This is a genomic window from Bacillota bacterium, from assembly GCA_024653485.1.
GTDB lineage: Bacteria > Bacillota > SHA-98 > UBA4971 > UBA4971 > UBA6256.
Map to the genome: position 1 here is coordinate 17,514 of JANLFY010000021.1, position 19,788 is coordinate 37,301.

Annotated in this window: 19 protein-coding genes, 1 tRNA gene and 1 riboswitch; of the genes, 13 read left to right on the forward strand and 7 right to left on the reverse strand. The window is 63.3% G+C overall.

The features are described 5' to 3' along the window. Window positions 1–50: 50 nt before the first annotated feature. The 3 genes from NUW12_12370 to NUW12_12380 all read right to left on the reverse strand — a co-directional run bounded on the left by NUW12_12370 (window position 51) and on the right by NUW12_12380 (window position 2,772). The gene (locus NUW12_12370; GenBank protein MCR4403544.1) at window positions 51–1,439 is read right to left on the reverse strand and encodes a ferrous iron transporter B; all 1,389 of its coding nucleotides are present in this window, start codon (window positions 1,437–1,439) and stop codon (window positions 51–53) included. Then, a complete protein-coding gene (locus NUW12_12375; GenBank protein MCR4403545.1) occupies window positions 1,436–2,209 on the reverse strand; it encodes a 50S ribosome-binding GTPase in 774 nt (257 codons plus the stop codon). Before NUW12_12375 ends, NUW12_12370 begins: the two co-directional genes overlap by 4 nt. A gap of 218 nt (window positions 2,210–2,427) precedes the next feature. Beyond that, window positions 2,428–2,772: a ferrous iron transport protein A gene (locus NUW12_12380; protein MCR4403546.1), complete on the reverse strand. Its 345-nt coding sequence runs from the start codon at window positions 2,770–2,772 to the stop codon at window positions 2,428–2,430. Window positions 2,773–3,006: 234 nt separating this feature from the next. Further along, a riboswitch (cobalamin riboswitch) is annotated at window positions 3,007–3,250 on the forward strand. A gap of 142 nt (window positions 3,251–3,392) precedes the next feature. Between NUW12_12380 and NUW12_12385 the strand changes: the two genes are divergently transcribed. The 6 genes from NUW12_12385 to NUW12_12410 all read left to right on the forward strand — a co-directional run bounded on the left by NUW12_12385 (window position 3,393) and on the right by NUW12_12410 (window position 10,055). After that, the gene (locus NUW12_12385) at window positions 3,393–4,340 is read left to right on the forward strand and encodes a cobalamin-binding protein (protein MCR4403547.1); all 948 of its coding nucleotides are present in this window, start codon (window positions 3,393–3,395) and stop codon (window positions 4,338–4,340) included. Between the two features lie 107 nt (window positions 4,341–4,447). Continuing rightward, window positions 4,448–5,596, forward strand: a complete 1,149-nt coding sequence (locus NUW12_12390) for an iron chelate uptake ABC transporter family permease subunit (protein MCR4403548.1) — start codon at window positions 4,448–4,450, stop codon at window positions 5,594–5,596. 2 nt (window positions 5,597–5,598) lie between these two features. Then, a complete protein-coding gene (locus NUW12_12395) occupies window positions 5,599–6,396 on the forward strand; it encodes an ABC transporter ATP-binding protein (protein ID MCR4403549.1) in 798 nt (265 codons plus the stop codon). Window positions 6,397–6,499: 103 nt separating this feature from the next. Further along, window positions 6,500–7,105: a cob(I)yrinic acid a,c-diamide adenosyltransferase gene (locus NUW12_12400; protein MCR4403550.1), complete on the forward strand. Its 606-nt coding sequence runs from the start codon at window positions 6,500–6,502 to the stop codon at window positions 7,103–7,105. Window positions 7,106–7,298: 193 nt separating this feature from the next. Next, window positions 7,299–8,804 carry a phosphoglucomutase/phosphomannomutase family protein gene (locus tag NUW12_12405; GenBank protein MCR4403551.1) on the forward strand — a complete coding sequence of 502 codons (1,506 nt, stop codon included), beginning with the start codon at window positions 7,299–7,301 and terminating at the stop codon, window positions 8,802–8,804. Window positions 8,805–8,873: 69 nt separating this feature from the next. Next, window positions 8,874–10,055: a trypsin-like peptidase domain-containing protein gene (locus tag NUW12_12410; GenBank protein ID MCR4403552.1), complete on the forward strand. Its 1,182-nt coding sequence runs from the start codon at window positions 8,874–8,876 to the stop codon at window positions 10,053–10,055. A gap of 26 nt (window positions 10,056–10,081) precedes the next feature. Here NUW12_12410 and NUW12_12415 read toward each other — a convergent pair whose 3' ends face one another. Continuing rightward, entirely contained in the window at window positions 10,082–10,252 is a 171-nt protein-coding gene (locus tag NUW12_12415) for a hypothetical protein (GenBank protein MCR4403553.1), read from the reverse strand. A 255-nt stretch (window positions 10,253–10,507) separates the two neighbouring features. After that, window positions 10,508–11,254 (reverse strand): Nif3-like dinuclear metal center hexameric protein, encoded by a 747-nt coding sequence (locus NUW12_12420; GenBank protein ID MCR4403554.1) that lies wholly within the window; start codon window positions 11,252–11,254, stop codon window positions 10,508–10,510. Window positions 11,255–11,613: 359 nt separating this feature from the next. Between NUW12_12420 and NUW12_12425 the strand changes: the two genes are divergently transcribed. From NUW12_12425 to NUW12_12445, 5 genes are all read left to right on the forward strand, one after another. Continuing rightward, entirely contained in the window at window positions 11,614–12,843 is a 1,230-nt protein-coding gene (locus NUW12_12425; protein MCR4403555.1) for a pyridoxal phosphate-dependent aminotransferase family protein, read from the forward strand. Continuing rightward, complete coding sequence (locus NUW12_12430; GenBank protein MCR4403556.1) at window positions 12,840–14,066, forward strand: alcohol dehydrogenase catalytic domain-containing protein; 1,227 nt, start codon at window positions 12,840–12,842, stop codon at window positions 14,064–14,066. Before NUW12_12425 ends, NUW12_12430 begins: the two co-directional genes overlap by 4 nt. 351 nt (window positions 14,067–14,417) lie before the next feature. Then, entirely contained in the window at window positions 14,418–14,984 is a 567-nt protein-coding gene (locus NUW12_12435; protein MCR4403557.1) for a cell wall hydrolase, read from the forward strand. A 20-nt stretch (window positions 14,985–15,004) separates the two neighbouring features. Next, the gene (gene ypeB / locus NUW12_12440) at window positions 15,005–16,366 is read left to right on the forward strand and encodes a germination protein YpeB (protein MCR4403558.1); all 1,362 of its coding nucleotides are present in this window, start codon (window positions 15,005–15,007) and stop codon (window positions 16,364–16,366) included. Beyond that, entirely contained in the window at window positions 16,363–17,604 is a 1,242-nt protein-coding gene (locus NUW12_12445; protein MCR4403559.1) for a geranylgeranyl reductase family protein, read from the forward strand. Before ypeB ends, NUW12_12445 begins: the two co-directional genes overlap by 4 nt. Window positions 17,605–17,610: 6 nt before the next feature. Here the strand turns inward: NUW12_12445 and spo0A are convergent, their stop codons facing one another. Together spo0A and NUW12_12455 are read right to left on the reverse strand one after the other, a co-directional pair. Next, window positions 17,611–18,399 carry a sporulation transcription factor Spo0A gene (gene spo0A / locus NUW12_12450; protein MCR4403560.1) on the reverse strand — a complete coding sequence of 263 codons (789 nt, stop codon included), beginning with the start codon at window positions 18,397–18,399 and terminating at the stop codon, window positions 17,611–17,613. A 209-nt stretch (window positions 18,400–18,608) separates the two neighbouring features. Further along, a tRNA-Arg gene (locus NUW12_12455) sits at window positions 18,609–18,684 on the reverse strand. 196 nt (window positions 18,685–18,880) lie between these two features. On the opposite strand from NUW12_12455, the gene NUW12_12460 reads away from it, so the two are divergent. Together NUW12_12460 and NUW12_12465 are read left to right on the forward strand one after the other, a co-directional pair. After that, window positions 18,881–19,249: a hypothetical protein gene (locus NUW12_12460; GenBank protein MCR4403561.1), complete on the forward strand. Its 369-nt coding sequence runs from the start codon at window positions 18,881–18,883 to the stop codon at window positions 19,247–19,249. A 220-nt stretch (window positions 19,250–19,469) separates the two neighbouring features. Then, window positions 19,470–19,788, forward strand: a 319-nt coding sequence (locus NUW12_12465) for a hypothetical protein (GenBank protein ID MCR4403562.1), incomplete at its 3' end; no start/stop codon positions are given.

The window sequence follows — 19,788 nt, forward strand, 5'->3', positions numbered from 1 at the left end:
AACTCAGGATGTCCCCCAAGGCGTCAGGATCCGGAGGGCTTGGGTGTCTTTCACCCGGCTATTCCGAGGAGCTTGCCGAGAGAAGAGGCAAGGAAACACGCCGCACAGGCGACCGTGAGCGGCAGGAGAGCGCCCAGTGCGGTCCACTTGGCGCTTCTCGTTTCGTGCCATATGGTCCATAGCGTCGTGGCGCACGGGTAATGCAGCAGGGAAAACAGGGTGAGACAGACGCCGGTAAGTGGGGTCCATCCGTGCGCCGTGACAAGCTGCCGGAGCGCGTCAAGTCCGCCGGGATCCACCATGGCGCCGGCACCGGTATACGCCATGGCAAGCACGGGTATCACTATCTCGTTCGCGGGTAGACCCAGAAGGAACGCCGTCATGACGTGGCCGTCGAGCCCGATGACCCTGCCGAAGGGCTCGAGCGCGGCCGCGAGGCGTGTGAGAAGACTCGCGCCGCGCAAGGTCGAGTTGGCCAGCACCCACGTTAGAGCTCCAACTGGCGCCGCCACGCTTGCCGCCCTAACCAGGACGAAGAGAGCTCGATCGAGCAATGCTCGTATAATCACCCTTACGACCTGCGGTTTCCTGTACGGCGGGAGCTCGAGCACGAAGAACGATGGGACGCCTCGAAGCGTGGTGCGCGAGAGAACCCAGGACACAGCGAGCGTCACCGCAACGCCCAACAGCACCGTTGCCAGAAGCGAGAGAGCCGCGGCGCCTTGCAGGCCGGCGCCGAAGAATACCGATGACATTGCGACGAGAGTCGGAAACCTTCCGTTGCAAGGCACGAAATTGTTGGTGAGGACCGCGATGATCCGTTCCCGAGGCGATTCGATTATGCGACACGAGACCACCCCGGCCGCGTTGCACCCGAACCCCATGCACATCGTGAGAGCCTGCTTTCCGTGAGCGCCCGCGCCTCTGAAGAAGGCGTCGAGGTTGAAGGCCACCCTTGGCAGGTAACCCAGGTCTTCAAGCAGCGCGAAGCAGGGAAAGAATATGACGACGGGAGGCAACATCACTGACACGACCCAGGCAAGGGCCCTGTAGGCGCCCATTACCGTGATGCCGGTCAGCCACGCGGGAGCTCCGGCACGTGTGAAGAGGATGAGAAGGCGGTCCTGGCAGCTAAACAGAGCGGCGCCGAGCCACTTCGACGGCACGTTCGCTGCCACAAGGGTTATCCAAAACACCACACCCAAGAGCGCCAGCATGAGGGGATACCCGAGCAACCTTGACGTGACGATGTCGTCGAGGCGCGTGTCCCAGGCAGGCGGGGCTTGCGTGGGACGGCGCACCGTCCTTCGGCAGATGCCCTCGGCCACTTCGTAGATCCTGGTTACCACGAGGTCTCGTACGTCCCCCTGCAGGGCAGACCTCGCCTTCCGGGCTGCCTCCACGATATCGCCGAATGACTCCGTGTCTAGGCGGCTCATGCTGGAATCCCGCCCTTTGCCACAACGGATCGGGTGACGCGTCGAGGGTTCACGTCGGGTGGCACCTGTCCGTCGAGTGCGGCGTCGATGGCTCTAATCAGGCCGGGGTCGCCGTCAATGAGTCGCAGAGCTACCCACCGTGGGGAAAGCCATGGGGCGGCCTTGGGCACGACCTCCCTGAGGCTCGACTCGATGCAAGCCACCAGAGCTTCTACCTCGCGGCCGTACGTGACTTGGAGTGGTCGCGTGACCACATGTCCGGAGGCCACCGCCGCGACGTTGTCCATTAGCTCAGGGATGCCTTGTCCGGTCCGCGCCACTGTTGGCGCCACCGGCACCCCGAGCTCCGCGGACAGCTCCTTTGCGTCGACGAAGACGTGCTTGCGCTCGGCTTCGTCCACGAGATTCAGGCATACCACGACCTTCGGCGTCATCTCCGTTATCTGAAGGACGAGATTGAGGTTCCGCTCCAGGCACGTGGCGTCGGTCACTACCACGGTCACATCGGCCCCGCCGAAGCATATGAAGTCCCTCGCGGCTTCTTCCTCTGGCGACGTGGAGAGGAGCGAGTACGTGCCTGGAAGATCCACGACCCTGTAGGACACCCCTTCGTGCACGTAGACGCCCTCTGCGACCGCCACCGTCTTTCCCGGCCAGTTTCCCGTGTGTTGTCGCAGGCCGGTGAGGGCGTTGAAGACGGTTGTCTTACCCGTGTTGGGATTGCCCGCCAAAGCCACGGTGTAGCGAGCTCGCCCAGACGCGTGGCTCATTTGAGCGCGCCCGCCTAGGCGCGATCTCGGCAGTACGTTCGACGTTTGGAGAAACTCTGACGTCACAAGGCCCACCTCCAACATGGACACACGAGTGGGCGTCCACGCGAACATGGGCGTGAACGCCGACATATGCGTGGGCGCTGGGCGAACACCAGCATGGGCACGGATGGGAAGACGGGTGCACGAGCCGGGCGCCCGGAGCGGTCTCGCTGAACTCAGAACCGGCTAAGCCGGGGGTCAGCGGGTTGAGACCCCGCCAGCAGTTCAGGGGAAGGTCTTCCGGCGGGATCGGGCGCCGGGTTGGGGACCAGCTCCACCCTCACTTGGCCGGCTTCGCGTTCCCTCAACGCGATCAGGCTGCCTTTCACGCTGTACGCGGTGGGGTCGCCCGCTGGGCTCCGGCGTACCGGGGTCACGCACGCCCCCGGAACGAGCCCCACATCGAGAAGCCGCCTCCTACAGAAACCTGTAGCTGACAGGCTCGTGACTCGGCACGTTGTTCCAAGGGGCGCTTGCGAGAGGGCGAGCTGGTTCTCACGCATCTTGCGCCGACAGTTCACGAACGAACCTCCTTTCCGCGCGAGAAGGCGCCGGGCTTTCGGGAGCGGGGGGGCGCCTCACCCATCGCGCATCCTTGGCCGGAGAGCCGGGACGGCACCGGGAATACGCAGTAGTATACTATGAAGTCCCGAACCGGATCGGTGTCTGAGCGGGCGCACTTTGCGAGGCGTGCCGTTGTCACGCGGCCTGGTGAATGGTAAAATACAGGGGGATGCGACATCAAGGTGCGTCCAGAACCGACGAACCTGGTAGGTGCCCCATGCGGGGAGAATAGGGAAGAGGCAGCGGGGTTGGCCCCGCAAGCCCGCGGTTCCCGCCACTGTACCCGGGGAGCGGTCTCGCACAGCCACTCCAGACTACGTCCTATAGGTGGTCCACCGGCTAAGGTGCACCAGGCGAGGACGACGCTGGGGGAAGGCGCGAGGCGTGCGCGAGGATCCGGAAGCCAGGAGACCTGCCTGCCAGCGTGACCTTGCGCCTTCGGTGAAAGGGAGTGGCAGGTTGTGCTCTCAGTGAGCGCAAGGGCCCCGGCCGAAGGCCGGGGCCTCGCCGTGCTGGCATGGGCGTGGTGCACCGGCCATGGGAGAGGTCGAACTACCGGAAAGGGGGCCAAGACATCGTGGCTGCGTCAATTGGGGGTTTGGTTCGGAGGACGAGGAAGGCTCCGAGCGGATTCGGTCTTATGGCGGTCACCTTGTTGACACTATTAACGTTAAGCTTCACGGTTTTCGAGTGCCACGCGTCGTCGACCGGCAACGCCGTCACCATCACGGACGACCTCGGGAGGCGCGTCACCTTGCCGCGCGTGCCTGGGCGCATCGTCTCCATAGCCCCGAGCAATACCGAGATTCTTTTCGCCCTTGGCTTGGGAGAGAGGATCGTGGGCGTTACGGACTCCTGCGACTACCCGGCGGAAGCGAAAAACAAGCCCAAGGTCGGTGCGGTCCAGCTCGACTACGAGAGGATAGTAGCGCTGCATCCGGACCTGGTCGTAGCCGTCGGGAGTCTTCAGCGGCAGGCCGTGACCAAGCTCTCGGATCTCGGCATCACTGTCCTGGCCGTGGACCCCAAGAGCGTGGATGGAGTCCTGCGAGCCATATCACTCATCGGCAGGGCCACAGGCGCGGAGGCGAGGGCATCAGAGGTAGTGAGGGAACTCTCAGCCCGGATGGACAGGGTCTTACGCAAGCTCAGCGGGGTAAAGGAGTCGGATAGGCCGCGCGTCTTCGTGGAGATCTGGAACGAACCTCTCATGACCGCCGGAAAGGGAACTTTCATCGACGAGCTGGTCTTTGCGGCGGGCGGCCTGAACATCGCGAGGGATGCCCCTGGGGAGTGGCCGGAGTTCAGCGAGGAGGCCGTGATAGAGCGCGATCCCGACGTAGTGATCTTGACGAATTTCAACAGGGCGGAGGCCCTGGCGCGTCCGGCGTGGCAAGGGATATCTGCGTACAAGACCGGGAGGGTGTACGAGGTCAATCCCGACGTCTTGGTGCGTCCCGGACCCCGGCTCGTGGACGGGCTCGAGACTCTGGCGGCTCTTCTCCACCCCGCGTTGTTCAGGTGACGTGGCGACAAGGCACAGGCCGGAACGAGGTCGCGTCGGACTGGGGCGCGGTGCCAAGTCTGCGTGTGGGAAAGGGACAGGGCTGGCAGGGGAGGGAGGATGCATCGATGAGATCAAGGCGGCCGGCTAGGTGCGGTAATGACCGAATTGCGCATTCAGGCAAGCCCGGAGAGGACGGGTCAGCGCCGCAGCGCTCCCGCCTATGGATGCAGCCTGGATGGAGAGCCGCCCATCTGCCCGCTCTCTGCGTCGGCCTTGCGATCGTCATGTTGATCGCCGCGGGCACGGGCAGCGTGCGAATTCCACCAGATGAGGTCGCTGGGATTCTGCTCGCGCGATTGCCGCTAGGCTTGGGCCGCGATCCTTCGTCTGGGCCTTCGTGGCCGGAGTCTCACGAGGTCATCCTTCTCCAGGTGCGCCTGCCCCGAGTGCTCTTGGCTGCCATGGTGGGCGCTTCCCTTGCGACCGCCGGCGCAGCGCTACAAGGTCTTCTCCGAAACCCACTCGCCGACCCGTACGTGGCGGGTGTGTCGGCGGGGGCGGGTCTCGGCGCAACTGTCGCAATGGTCATGGGAGTGCCCATCTCCGTGCTTGGAGTGGGCCCCGTCCCCATCCTGGCCTTTCTCGCTGCGCTTGCCACAATGGCGCTGGTGTACTCCCTCTCGCAGGTATCCGGCAGGCTTCCCACTGACACGTTCCTGCTTGCGGGCGTCGTGGTCGGGTCCTTCCTCTGGGCCGCCATCTCGTTCATTCTGGTCGTGTCAGGCGACACCATGCGCGAGGCGATGATGTGGCTCATGGGGAGCCTTTCGAACAAGGGTTATGCACACGTCAGGATGGCCTTCCCTTACATGACGGCGGGGATGGCGGCGCTCATCGTGCTCGCGCGCGACTTCAACCTCATCAGCCTGGGAGATGAAGAAGCGCGTTACCTCGGCCTCAATCCTGAGGAGTTCAAGCGCGTGGCGATACTTGCCGCGTCCCTCGTCACGTCCGCCGCTGTCTCGGTTGGAGGAATCATCGGGTTCGTGGGGCTCGTGGTCCCTCATTCGGTCAGGCTGGTATTAGGACCGGACCATAGGGTTCTCATGCCGGCATGCGCAGTGGTGGGCGCGGGTTTCCTGGTCGTGGCCGACACCCTCGCGCGTTTGGTGGTGGCGCCGGGGGAGATCCCCGTGGGGGTGATCACCGCCCTCGCGGGCGGGCCGTTCTTCCTGTACCTTCTCAGGCGCCGGAAAACGTCAGGGGTGTTGTAGCGATGAGGCTGGAAGTGTTCTCCGTAAGCTGCGTGTACGGTATAATAACGGCGCTGGACCAAGTATCCGTTTCAGTGTGCGGAGGCGAGTTCGTGGGCGTGCTCGGCCCGAACGGGTCCGGCAAGACCACTCTCATTCGGGCGATGGCGGGTGCGCTGCGTCCATCGAGGGGCAGGGTGACCCTCGACGGACGGGACATCCATACGATGAGCGCGAAGGCCGTTGCCCGTCAGCTTGCGGTCGTCCCACAGGATGGGTACACGCCCTTCTCTTTTAGCGTGCGGGACATAGTGCTCATGGGCCGCTGGGCTCACCTTGGGAGGTTCTCAGGGGTGACTGCGGGCGACGTGGAGGCCGCGGTCCGGGCAATGGAGGCGACACGCGTCGCCCACTTGGCGGGCCGGCCCATCACTCAGCTTTCGTACGGGGAGAGGCAGCGAGTCATGGTGGCGCGGGCGCTCGCGCAGGAACCACGGATCCTGCTCCTGGACGAGCCCACATCCCACCTCGACCCTAGGCACCAGGTGGAGGTGATGGACCTCGTGTGGGGTCTCTCGAGGCGAGAGGGCCTCGGCGTCGCAGCGGTGTTGCACGACGTGAATCTCGCCGCTCAGTACTGCGACAGAATAGTGATGTTGAAGGACGGGCGTCTCGTGGCGTCCGGGACGCCCCGCGAGGTGGTTGCGGCGAGAGTGATAGAGGAAGTATACGGGGTGCCGTGTTGCGTCACCTCACACCCCGTGAACGGTCGACCTCAGGTGCTGTTGGCGTCCCAACTCGCGCCTTCCGAGCCGGTGTGATGCGGAACGTCTGTGAGGGGGCGTGGGTGGTTGGCGGGAGGGGTGAGTCGTGGTGAACCCAGACGCTTGCCCGAGAACGGTCCAAGAGAGGGAGGCGCGCTGCATGACATGCGCGACATCCGGGGCGTTCGCCGGGGGGTTCGTCCAAGTGTACACCGGCGATGGCAAGGGCAAGACGACGGCAGCCCTTGGTCTCGCTCTGCGCGCGGCGGGACACCGCTTCCGCGTGGTGATCATCCAATTCGCGAAAGGCGCAAGTTATACGGGGGAGTTATTCGCTCTGGAAAGGCTTTACCCGGAGGTCCGCGTCTTCCAGTTCGGACGCGACTGCCGCAGGGCGTCGGCGGTCAGGCAGGGCTTAGAGGACTGCGCGGGGTGCCTGGAGTGCTTCCTGCAAGAAGGCGAGGTGACCCCGGAGGATCGGATCCTTGCCAAGAAGGGCTTGGCGATGGCGCAAGACGTGGCCTCAAGGGGTCTTGCTGACATCCTCATCCTGGACGAGATCTCCATCGCCATTCGACTCGGCCTGGTTGAGTTGGAGGAGGTTCTCAGGCTCGTCGACGGAAGGAGCCAAGGCATGGAGCTAGTGCTGACGGGTAGGGGGATGCCAGAAGAGGTCCTCGCTCGCGCGGACCTAGTCACCGAGATGCGACTGGTGAAACACCCGTTCGAGAAGGGCGTGAGTGCCCGCCGGGGCGTGGAGTTCTAGGGCGCCTGTTTCTGCGCCCTACCTGGTAGGAGGCTCGCGCGATTGGCGGGGCCTAGTTGTGGCTTCCGGCCTCGCACGGCGGCGCACACCCCGTGAGCCTCGTCAAGACGTGCGAAACCGTCGAGAATGCACACGGCGCGTTCGGCCAACCGCTCCGATGCTGTGGGGATCCGGTTCGTAGCATGCGGCTGAGATGGACGAGCGCCGCGAAAGGGTGGCGAAGATGGGAGACATCAGGTTTGGCACGGACGGCTGGCGGGCCGTCATGTGCGATGAGTTCACTTTCTCCAACGTGCGCAGGGTCGTGCAGGCCATAGCTGACTACCTGCGCGAAGCCGACCTTGCCGGCCGGGGTGTGGTGGTCGCCTACGACGCACGGTTCCTCTCCGAGAGGTTCGCCCAGGAGGCTGCCTCAGTCCTCGCGGAAAACGGCGTGAACGTCTGGATCACGTCCCGTGATACGCCGACGCCCGTTGCCGCCCATGCGGTCGTCCAAGGACAAAGGGCGGGCGCGGTCATGTTTACCGCTAGCCACAATCCTCCAGAATACAACGGCCTGAAATGGATCCCCGAGTACGGGGGACCGGCCATGCCCGATGTCACCACGGAAATCGAGAAGCGCATCTCGACAGCGGAGGGTGGCGGGAAAGCGGGGCGCTGGGCGGACGCCGACGGGGAGCGGGGCGGGGTGAGGGCAGCGACCTGGCGCTATGGCTCCGTGGAACCGTTCGATCCCATGGAGGATTACGTCAACCACGTATCGCGCCTCGTGGACATTGACGCCATCCGCCGCGCGCAGCTGCGCATAGTGTATGACCCCTTGCATGGCTCTGGCCGGGGTTATCTCGACCGCATTCTGGAACAGTGCGACCTTCTTGTCGTGAATGACAGGCGTGACCCGCTTTTCGGAGGGAGCCCGCCGGATCCCTCAGAGCGGAGGCTGCAAGGGCTTGCGTCCAAGGTGAGAGAAACCGGGGCCCACCTCGGCCTTGCGACCGATGGTGACGCTGACAGGTTTGGGATCATCGACAGTGACGGGACCTTCCTTTCACCCAACTATGTCATCTCTCTCCTCGCTGCTCACCTAGCGCGCAATCGTGGCATGAAGGGCGTGGTCGTGCGAACCGTCGCCACGAGTCACATGGTGGATGCGGTCGCCCGCGCCAGCGGCCTCGAGGTCAGGGAGACTCCGGTCGGGTTCAAGTACGTGTCATCCGAGATGCGGAGGGCGAAGGTGGTCATCGGCGGTGAGGAGAGCGGCGGCCTCAGCATAGGCGGTCACGTTCCCGAGAAGGACGGCATTTTGGCATGCCTCCTTGCGACCGAGCTGCGCGCCGTCACTGGGAGGCCTTTGAGGGAGACGCTCAACGCCCTGATGCACGAGGTAGGCTGCTTCCACAGCAGGCGCGTGGACCTCCATGTGGACGGCGAGGGCAAGGCGAGGATCATGGACGCTCTCCGGGCGCGCCGCCCCGAGAGCGTCGCCGGCGTGCAGGTGCTGAGGGTTTCGACCATGGACGGCGTCAAGACAGAGCTTGCCGATGGAAGCTGGTTTCTCGTGAGGGCGTCAGGCACCGAGCCCGTGGTCCGCATCTACGTCGAGGCCCCGACGGAGGAGAGGCTTTCAGTCATTCTGGAGACTGTAGAGAACATCGTGAGAGTTGGTGACCTCGAGGGCCAGGCGGCGGTCCGGACTTGAGTGCAGCTTCTCAGCTAGACGTGCGCGTTGGCTACCCGGCTTTCGGCGCTGCACCAGGCACGGGTGAGCATGAACGGGGTGAGAATGATGTGCCCATTCGGCTATGAATCTGGACGTCGGCCTGTTGCCACTCACTTCTTTGCTGCCCTTGCGGGAGCCGTCGTGGGAGGGCTCCTAGTCGGCGCGCTGCTTCTCAATGCGGTTGATAGGCGGTTGGCGGCGCTGCCTCAGGTTCAGGCGACAGGGGAGGAAGGCGGGGCCGGCACGGGCGCGCCAGGCGGTGAGGCGCTCCCGCCGGCGGCGGGCGGGTCACCCTTGGCCGTGGCGGCCATCGCCAAGAGCGTCGGGCCGTCGGTCGTGAAGATATCCACACTCCGGGAGAGGGTCTTCTACAACTTCTTCTTCGAGCGCATGGTCCAGCGCGAAGAGGGGTTGGGGTCAGGGGTGATCTTCGACTCACGGGGGTACGTGCTCACGAACTACCACGTAGTCGAAAAGGCGACGCGAATCGGTGTGGTGTTGAGCGATGGCAGAGAGCTCGCCGCGCGTGTCGTAGGCGGCGACTACTACACCGACATCGCCGTGCTGCAGGTGGACGGGAAGGACCTTCCCGTCGCGCGGCTGGGGGACTCGGACGCGCTCCAGGTCGGGGGCCTTGCCGTGGCCATCGGTAACCCGTTCGGGTTCGACCACACGGTCACGGCGGGGGTCATCAGCGCTCTTGGGAGGTCTCTCCCTCTCGATGAGGAACAGGGGATTTACCTCGAGAATCTCATCCAGACTGACGCCCCGATAAACCCGGGGAATAGCGGGGGCGCGCTCGTTGACGAGACTGGCGCGGTGGTTGGGATCAACACCGCGATCATTCCGGAGGCTCAAGGAATAGGGTTCGCGATCCCGATCAAGACCGCCAAGAGCGTCGCTTTGGAGATAATCGAGCATGGCAGGGTTCCAAGGCCGTGGATCGGGATCACGCGACTGTGGGCCATAACGCCCGAGGTTGCGCGGGAGTACAGGCTCCCTGTCGACCGAGGTCTCGCCATCGTGAGTTACGTTCGCCAGAGTCCCGCGGCTAGTGCGGGCCTGCGCCGCGGCGACGTGATAGTGTCCGCCGGAGGTAAGACCGTCAGCACTGTCGCCGATCTGCGCGGCGCGGTGGAAGCAGCCGGCATCGGCGGACGGCTGGACCTCGAGGTTTACCGGGACGGTCGCAGGGTTAGGGTCACGGTCACGGTGGGGGAGGCTCCTTAGTCGCTGAGAGAGTGGCGGCTGGTGGATCAGCGCAGCTGTGGAAAGCACCGAAGCACCCTGGCTTCACATAGCCGCCGCTCGTTCTCGGGGGCGTTTGGGACAAACGCCTTTTCGTGACCGCGCCTGGCGATGGCGCCGGCATTCGGGTGCGGCCGTCTTGTGATTTCTATCTTCACGCTGCCAAACAGGATCACCACGGCTGGCACCTCCAATCGAGATTCTCGACGGCGCTGACATGAATATGATTGATATCGTCATTAACATCATAAATGAGCGCCCTTAACATTGTCAAGAAGATGATCAACATAATTGATAGGGAGCGAGGGCGCGGCATCTCTGCCGGTGCGCTCGGGCAAAGTCGTCAGCGACGACCGGACTAAAGAAGAGGGCGGTCTCGACGAGCAAGACCGCCTTGTGCAGCTGCAGCCCACGTAGTGGTGAGAGTCTGTTGACTATATGCCGGTGGGGCTTTCGATGAAAACCGATGGTATACCCAGAGCGTCCTGCACGTGTCTTGCGAGTGCCTTTGGGCCAAGGGTCTCCGTGGCGTAGTGGCCGCCGAAGACGACGTTGATGCCCGCGTCGCGCGCGAGGGTTGCCGCCTCGTGGCTTGCCTCTCCAGTGAGATATACGTCCGCTCCTGCTTCTACCGCCTGAATCAGGTCGGAACCGGCGCCACCGCTGCATATCGCCACCCGTACGACCTTGCGCTTTCCGAACTCGAGGAGCTTCACGGGTGAGCCGAGGCACCGCTCCACCGTGCTCGCGAGGTCCTGTAAGCTCGTTTCCTCTACCTCACCGACGAGGCCGATGAGGGAGCCCCTGTACCGGAGGAACGGCCTAGCGTTCTCGAGGCCGATCATCTTCGCGAGCTGGGCGTTGTTCCCCACTTCCGGATGCATGTCCAACGGTAGGTGGGCGGCGTAAAGGCCCATTTCGTTGTCAATGAGGAATTTGACGCGCCGATAAAGCGGCCCGCGGAGCGGAGCCTTTCCCCAGAAGAGCCCGTGATGGACCAGCAGGAGCTGGGCGCCCGCCTCCCTTGCGCGCGCGAAAGCGGAGAAGCTCGCGTCCACTGCGGCCGCAACGCGCGTCACGTCCCTGTCGGTCTCGACTTGGAGGCCGTTGAGAGAGGAATCGTCGATCTCGTCCGTTCGGAGATATGAATCGAGGTGCTGCACAACTTGGCAGAGATCCATGGTTGTCACCGCCTGTCCTGGAGTTGCACCTTCTCCGCCGGTTTCCGCTGCTCGCGCGCAGCAGTCTCGCCCGCAGCGATGACGCCCCGGCGAAGCCCGGCTGCTCCTAAAATGATACCACATGGAGCCAAGTCGGCGCCACTTGCTCAGAGGGGCGCGCCTATCTCGCTCCCGGACGTACCACAGTCTCCCAGGCGTAGCACAGTCAGGGCGAATCTGGCGGGAGAATCCCGAGCGCGTCGCGCCGTGGCGCAGTGTGCACAATTGTGTTGACATCCGCCTGCCCAAGGTGGTAGACTGTGCCTAGAACGTGTACCCAGAACCAGGCCACGATTTGGCCGCGAGGAGGCAGTGTCAATATGTCGACGCCCGCAAACTCTCTCCAGAAGCGAGTCAATGCCTTTTCCAGCAGGCTTGCAAAGGTGAAGAACGACGATCTCTACTTCTACCTGCAGAAGGTGGACGCGCTGGACGGGGCGAGGGTGCAGATCGACGGCAGGTGGAAGGTGATATTCTCGTCCTATTCATATCTCGGCCTCATCACTCATCCGCGGATAAACGCCGCGGCGAACAAGGCCACCGACGAGCTCGGGACGGGCACTCACGGCGTGCGGATCCTCGCGGGCACGACCAGACTCCATGTGGCTCTCGAGAGGAAGATGGCGGAGTTCATGAGGACCGAGGACGCCATCGCTTTCAGCAGCGGCTTCCTGGCGAACGTGGCCACCATCTCGTCTCTGATGGGAAAGGGCGACGCGGTGATCTGTGACGAGCTCTCCCACGCGAGCCTCGTTGACGGCTGCAGGCTGTCGAGGGCTGAGTTCCTCTGGGCGAAGCACAATGACCTCGACGACATGGAGCGAATCCTGGCCGACGCCAAAGACAAGTACCGCGGCAAGCTGGTCATCGTGGACGCCGTATACAGCATGGACGGTGACGTGGCGCCAGTGCCGGACCTGATCGAGCTCGCAAACAAGTACGACGCATGGCTCCTCGTGGACGAGGCGCATTCGCTGGGCGTCCTCGGGGAGACGGGCCACGGCATTCAGGAGTACTTCGGCCTTCCCGCCGGGGCGATACATATCCTGACGGGGTCGCTGTCAAAGACGATCCCTGCCGTGGGCGGATACGCAGCGGGCAAGGCTGACTTCATCTCGTTCCTGCGCCACAACGCCAGGGGCTTCGTGTTCTCCGCGGCGCTTCCGCCGGCGGCCGCGGCTGCGGCGTGCGAAGCATTTGACGTCATTGAGGAGGAGCAGTGGCGCATCGGGAAGCTGCGACGCAACATCGAAAGGTTCGTGGACGGCCTGAGCGAGCTTGGCTACAACACTCTGAATACCAAGAGCTCGGTCATCCCCATCGTCATCGGGGATGAGGAAACAACGCTCAAGCTCACGATGCTCCTACACAATCAAGGCATCTTCATCTGTCCGATCCTGCCGCCAGCCGTGCCTCCGAAGACGTGCAGGCTCCGCGCGAACGTCCTCGCGTCCCACACGGACGAGGACATCGACTTCGCCCTGGAATGCCTGGCGAGGTCCGGAGAGCAGCTAGGCATCATCGGAGCGGGAAGGCAGGCTGCCCTATGAAGGCCGTCCAGTTTCTCGGCACCGTGCCCCGTTACCTGTTCTCGAAGGCGGTGGGGGCGCTCACAGAAAAGGCCTTCTACGGCGTCGGGTCAGGCGTGGTGCTGCGCGAGGTCGAGGAGCCGCAGCTGCCCAGCGCTAAGTGGGTCAAAGTGAAGACCCGGTACTCCGGGATATGCGGGAGCGACATCAACCTCATTCTGCTGCATGACAGCCCCAGTTCGTCGCCGTACGTATCGTTTCCGTTCACGTTTGGCCACGAGAACTGCGGCACAGTAGTGGAGGTCGGCGCCGCCGTCGACCAAGTCCGCGTCGGCCAGAGGGTGCTTGTCGACCCGGTGCTCTCGTGCGGTCCGCGGGAGATAGCCCAGAAGTGCGATTTTTGCAGGCGCGGTGACTATTCCCTCTGCCAGAACTTCACGGAAGGCATAGTGTCACCCGGGTTCGCCATAGGCCTGTGCCGCGATACGGGGGGCGGTTGGGGGGAGGTATTCGTCGCGCACGAGTCCCAGGTGATTCCGCTGGATGACGACGTGACGTTTGAAGATGCCGTGGTCGTGGACGCGTTTTGCTCCGCGCTCCATCCCGTCCTGCGGAACTTCCCTGATGACCGCGATACGTGCCTCGTGATGGGAGCCGGGGTCGTCGGCATATCCGTGGTCGCGGCGCTCCGGGCGCTGGGAAGCAGAGCGCGCGTGGTGGTCATGGCCAAGTACCCCTTCCAAGCGGAGCTCGCACGCAGCTTCGGAGCGGACAGCGTCGTATGCTCGCGGCAGAGCGAGGACTACTTCAAAGAGCTCGCGGCCGCGCTCGGCGGCAAGGTGCTCAGGCCCATGGTAGGCAAGAGAATCGTGCGAGGCGGAGCCGACGTGGTGTTCGAGTGCGTCGGGAGTTCCGTGAGCATAGACGACGCCTTGAGGTTCACGCGATCGGGCGGGAAGATGGTGCTCGTGGGCCTCGCGGCGTTTCCGAAGGGAGTGGACTGGACGCCTATCTGGCTCAACGAGATCACCGTCCGCGGTTCGTTCTGGTGTGGCGGTGAGACGTACATGGGCGGGGCGACCACGACGTACAGGCTCGCGTACGGGCTCCTCAAGGAGCGCAAGGTGTCGCTTGCGAGGCTGCTAACCCACAGGTTCAAGCTCGAGGACTATAAGAAGGCCATTGAGGCGAATCTGCACAAGTCCGCCAGCAAGGTCGTGAAGTCAGCGTTCGAGTTCGACTGACTTCCGGCGGTTTGAGGCTCAGTTCCTTTCGCAGCTTCCTGCTCTTCCGTTCGAACGGGGTGCGCTCTGTCGCATCTCTCCTCTCTTCCGGTCTTCCGGCCTCCTAACCCTGGCCATTTCTGCAAACGGCCGCGTCCGGGCGTCCCAACGCGGCCTCGCACGCTTCGCAGCGCCCACCAGGCGCGTCAGTATGAACGGCGCGTAGTGAGCGCATAGCGAGCCCCTCACGCGGCATAATAATCCCGAGCGTCCACTGGTCGGGAGCGATCCAGCTCGCAGATTACGCGGCCTGCGGCGCATCGAGTTTGGAGGGCCCGGTGAACGCTCATTTAGCCACGGAGGTGGCGCTAGGTGAACAGGGCAGCCAAGGCTATTGCGGGGCTCCTCGTCCTCGCGGCCATCGTGGCCGCGATGTCGTATCTCTGTCCTCAGTGGAGTCGGGCAGGCGTTCGCGCTTGGCGTACAGATGACGGCGCTGGTGGAGAAGCCGTCGTGGCCGCGCCCCCCGAAGCCGGTGCGGGCGCCGACGCGAAGTCGTGGAAGCTTGCAGAACCCGGCCAGGCATATGACTACAGCTTCGATCTCATGGCCCGCGTCATCTCGGCTGAGGCCAAAGGCGAGCCATACGTGGGCCAAGTGGCCGTGGGCGCGGTGATCCTCAACCGTGTAGAGCATCCTCATTTCCCCAAGACCATCCCAGGGGTCATTTTCGAACCCGACGCGTTCACGGCAGTGTCCCAGGGGACGGTCTGGCTACAGCCGACAGCCTCTTCCGTGCGGGCCGCGCAGGATGCCCTCTCTGGGTGGGATCCCACCGGCGGAGCCCTCTACTATTACAACCCGGCGAAGGCGACCAACTGGTGGATCACCTCCAGAAGGTACCTTGTGCAGATCGGGCGTCACGTCTTCTTCAGATGACCATGGGTGAGGTGTAGCGCATGAGACGCGCATGGCTGCGCATGGGAGGAGTCGTCCTCGTGATCGTTCTCGGCCTGGCTGCTTTGAGGGAGTACAGGCTCCGGCGTGAGATCGAGCTCAGGGCGGAGAACCAGTACCAGCGGGCGTTCCAAGAGGTCGTGTACCATATTGATGGACTGGAAGAGGAGCTCGCGAAAGCTCTAGCTGCCGGTTCCGCAACCCAGACCACCAAGGCGTTCGCCGACGCGTGGAGACATTCCGAGTCTGCGAGGGCTGCCATAGGGCAGCTCCCTGTGGGGAGCCTGCCGCTCTCCGCCACGGAGGACTTCATCGGCCAGATCTCGGCCTTCACGTACACGCTTGCTCAGAAAGGTGCCACGGGCTCGACCATGAGCGAACGCGAATGGACGATTCTCCGGGACTTCCACAGGCGCGCTGAATTCGCCTCGGGAGAACTCGCGAAAATGGGGCGATCCCTGGCAGCGGGGACGCTGCGGTGGACGGACTTCCAGAGGGACACCGTGGCCGCGGCGGCCGCCCGGCCGGAGCGTGCGTCCGGCGCGGCGCCCTCGAACCAGATCACCAAGGGATTCAAGATGCTCGAGGACGGGATGACGAGGTTCCCATCGCCTGACCTGGAAGGAGTCCTTCCTCCCCCCGCTAGGGAACTGCCGAAGATCGCCGGAGCCGTCATCGGTAGCGACGAGGCGGTTCGGGTCGCGCAGGACTTCATCGGCCGGTCAGCCCTTGCGGGTAGGCGCGCACGGGTGGCGGGAAGGATACAGTCTGACCCTGAGGCCTACAGAGTCCAGGTGCCTGCGAGCGGCGGGCGAGGAACGGTGTGGATCGACGTGTCAGTCAAGGGCGGCAGGGTGCTATGGATGATGGACGAGACCCCGATTGGGGTGGCCACCATCACTCCCGCCATGGCCGAGAGGATAGCCGCGGACTTCCTCGCTTCCAGAGGATTTGAGGGAATGCGACAGATTTCGAGGCAGACACACGAACAGGTGGCAGTGATAGGGTTTGCCAGAGAGCAAGACGGCGTGCTCGTCTATCCGGAGCACGTTGTCGTGAGGGTCGCGCTGGATACGGGGAGGGTGGACGGGTTCGAGGGCACAAACTACCAGGTTTTCCACAAAGCCAGGAGGTACCCCAAACCCGGCGTGACCGAGGCCAAAGCGAGAGCCGCGCTCAACCCCAGGCTTGATGTCACAGCTGTGCGGCTTGCGGTTGTCATGGACGATTTCTACCGTGAAACCCTGATGTACGAGTTCAGGGGCACGATAGATGACAAGACCTACCTTGTGTACATCAATGCAGCTACTGGGGAAGAAGAGGAGATCAAGACCGTCGGGCCGCAGGGTATTGGGATCACATGACGCGTAACTACGATGTAGTGGTGGTCGGGGCGGGGCCAGCTGGCTCGACCGCAGCGCGCATCGCGGCGGAGCGTGGCCTCTCCGTCCTCCTCATGGACAAAGCCGGGTTTCCGAGGGACAAACCCTGTGCCGGTGGCGTCACCGCGAAAGCTCTCCGCGAGATCGGACTCGAGTTGCCTGCTTCCGTTGTCGAGCGTGAAATCATGGGAATCAAAGTCGTCTCGTCGACCGGCAGGTGGATCTCGGCGAGAGACTCCAAGAGGCTCGGAGTGACCGTCCGGCGATCGATTCTTGACATGTTCCTCGTCACGAGGGCAGTGGAAGCGGGCGCCGACTTTCTCGACAATGCCCCTCTCCTGAAGCTGGAGACGGAGCCCGACGCCCTAGGTGAACGCTACCTGGTGACCACGGACCGCGGACGGTTCAGAGCGAGAGCCGTCATAGGCGCTGACGGGGCGTACGGAAAGACGGCCAGGCTCGCGGGGATCAGAGACCGGTGGTCCAAGTGGGAGCTGGGCACGTCGTTGTCCGCGGAGATTGATCTCACCTCCGAGTCTGCCCATGACGGGGTTCCTGAGTCGGACCTCATTGAGCTCTACCTAGTGCCGCCCTTGCGTGCTGCGTTCGGTTGGGCTTTTCATCGCAGAGCGGGGCTGCACGTGGGCGTAGGGACCACAGCCTTCGACGCATCCAGGCTTCTCGGATCATTCCGAGCCCACTTCAGGCGCGTTGCCGACTTCCAGCGGCTGGACATCCCGTGTCCGAGGGCACGAGGATACATTCTACCCACGGGCGGATTCAGGCGGGCGGTTGCGAAGGGCGCGGTTCTCCTGGCAGGGGACGCGGGCGGGTTTGTGGACCCCTTTTCAGGCGAGGGGATATACGGCGCCATCCGGAGCGGGAAGATGGCCGCGGAGACCGTCGCCGACGCTGCGAGGTCAGGGTACTTCTCGGGCGTGGCTCGTGCGTATACAGCAAGAGTCCGCAGCGAGTTCTCGAGGGATTTCCGCCTCTCGATGACTCTTGCGGCTCTGCTCGGCGCCAAGGACGGCCTTCCGTTCGCACTTGTCGAGGCCAACCCCGATCTCGTGTTCCTCCTTGCAGACATCCTGTACCGGCCGGGTTCCTACGCGCACTTGTTCGCCACGAGCTTGCTACGATCCCCAAGGGTCCTCGCTAAGCTCTTCTTGGCAAGGCTCGGGCTCGTTCCCACGGGCAGCGTGCGGATTTCAAGGTGAGTCTCGTCACGCGCTCTCGATGATGCCGAGCCTGAGTTCTTCTGCGATTCGAGCAATGAAGAACGAGTTCGTGGGGGCCTTGCCGTCGCGGGTAGCCCCGCACTGGCCGAAGACGGCCTTCAGATACTCCCCGTTTCCATGCTTCCACGTCTTCTGAATGGCATATCTGATCGCCGCTTCCACTATGAGGGGAGTGGTCCCGTGCTTCTCAGCGATTCTTGGGTAGAGGCTCTTGGTTATGACAGCAAGCAGGCTGGGGTCGGACGTCACCATCTCGATGGCCTCTTTCAGGTACTGGTAGCCTTTGAAGTACGTGGGCGTGCCCATCTTGAACAAGACCCTGGCGACCTGATCGCAGGTCTTGCTGTGCGCAGCCGCGCATGGCACGCTCCGGGCCCTCAGCGGGAGGGCTCTATCCACCCCGGCGACTTGCCGTATTCGGCTGAGCAGGCACGCACGGTCGAACGGCTTCAGGAGATAGTAATCCGCGCCGAGCCTGACGCTCCTCTTCACGATGCCTTCTTCCTCGAACGCGGTAACTACTATGATACCAGGCCTCTTCTCCAGATCCATCTCTGCGAGGCGCTGCAGAACACCCAAGCCATCGAGATAAGGCATTATGATGTCGAGGAGGACCACGTCCGGCTTCACCTGGACGATCATGTCGAGCGCCTGCAAACCGTCTTCCGCGGAACCCGCCCACTCCAGGTCAGGCTCGGCCCGGATGAGAGCTTCAAGGACCGCACACATGTCCCGATTGTTCTCTGCCGCCACGACTCTTATGGTGCTATCCATGGCGCGCCTCTACCTCCCTTCTCCGCATCGGAACACAGTATTGATAATTCTCTGTCTTCCGCGATTATCCTCCACGTTGCGCGTGGTGAGGGAGGGGAGAAGCCTTCCGACCGAGTGGACCGAGTGGGAGGGCGTGAGGCGTTCAGACCCAAAGCGTGATCCAGATCGTGAGGGACAACTCGTCAGCGGAGCGGAAAAAGGGAACAAAATGGTGCGCCTAGCAGGACTCGAACCTGCGCACCCGGCTCCGGAGGCCGGCGCTCTGATCCTCTGAGCTATAGGCGCACTCTCCATAATCATGATAACAGCTTCGTGTCGACGTGTCAAACACAAACGGGCACGTCTGTTCCGCCGCTGCCCCGCGAAGGCTTCCCGACGCGGCGGCCGCATCGCTCGCTCACCTCTCTCCCACGCACACATTTGCCCGTCCGCGTTTAGTATAGGGATGGGATGTATTCTCGCGAGTATGCGAGGGAGTGAGGTGGGAGCCGTGAAGTGGCTCAAGGTCCTGTGGAACGTCGTCACGAGCGACGCCGTGATGGAGCCGCTGATCATAATCCTCGTTGGCTACGGGCTCCAGGTGTACCAGAAGAACCGCAGGTACCAGGTCATCCTCGACACCACGGTTGACGTGGTCGACTACATCGAGGAACACTACAAAGAGTGGGGGATAAAAGGCCACGAGAAGCTGGAGAAGTTTGTGGAGCTCTTCGTGAAGGAGTTCAAGAAGGCTACGGGCCGGCCTCCTCGCGAGGAGGAGATCGAGACGGCAGTCCTTCGGGCGGAGGCTCACGTGCAACGTGCGAGGCGAGGCGAGACGGTGCGAGCGCGGGACCGCAAAGTCGCCTGATGCGGGAGACGGCCAAGACCACATAGGCGGTGCCGACCCGCCGCGCCGGGGAGCCGGACAAGCCATGGCCTCCGGAGCGGGTGCCGCTCAACTTGCCCTGCCCGTGTGCGCGCGCCCGCGCGGTTAGTGTAAAGTTAGAGTAGGCGAAGTAGGGGAATCTGGGAGGGATGAAGAAATAGAGACCTCACAACCAATCCAGCATGAAAGGAGTGAGGTCTCTATGGCAGAAAGCGAACAAGTCGCCCCCGCCGCATTAAGCGTACTAGAACGGACGGTGAAATTCAAGTGGTTTGAGGAAGCTTGCATTGAACTTGCGCGGGGGATCATGGAGAAGGCGCTTGAGGAGCTGGATGATGCTCTTCTTGCGCATAAGCCGAAGGGTTACAAGGTTGCCGGGTTTCGGACGAAGATATTGGGCAGTCGAGTAGGGGACGTTCGGATACGGCGGAGGTTATATGTGAAAGCGACGAAGCGCAAGGGGAAGAGGGAGAAGGGCCGGTTTTTGCTGGACGAGTGTTTGAACCTGCATCCTCGGAGGC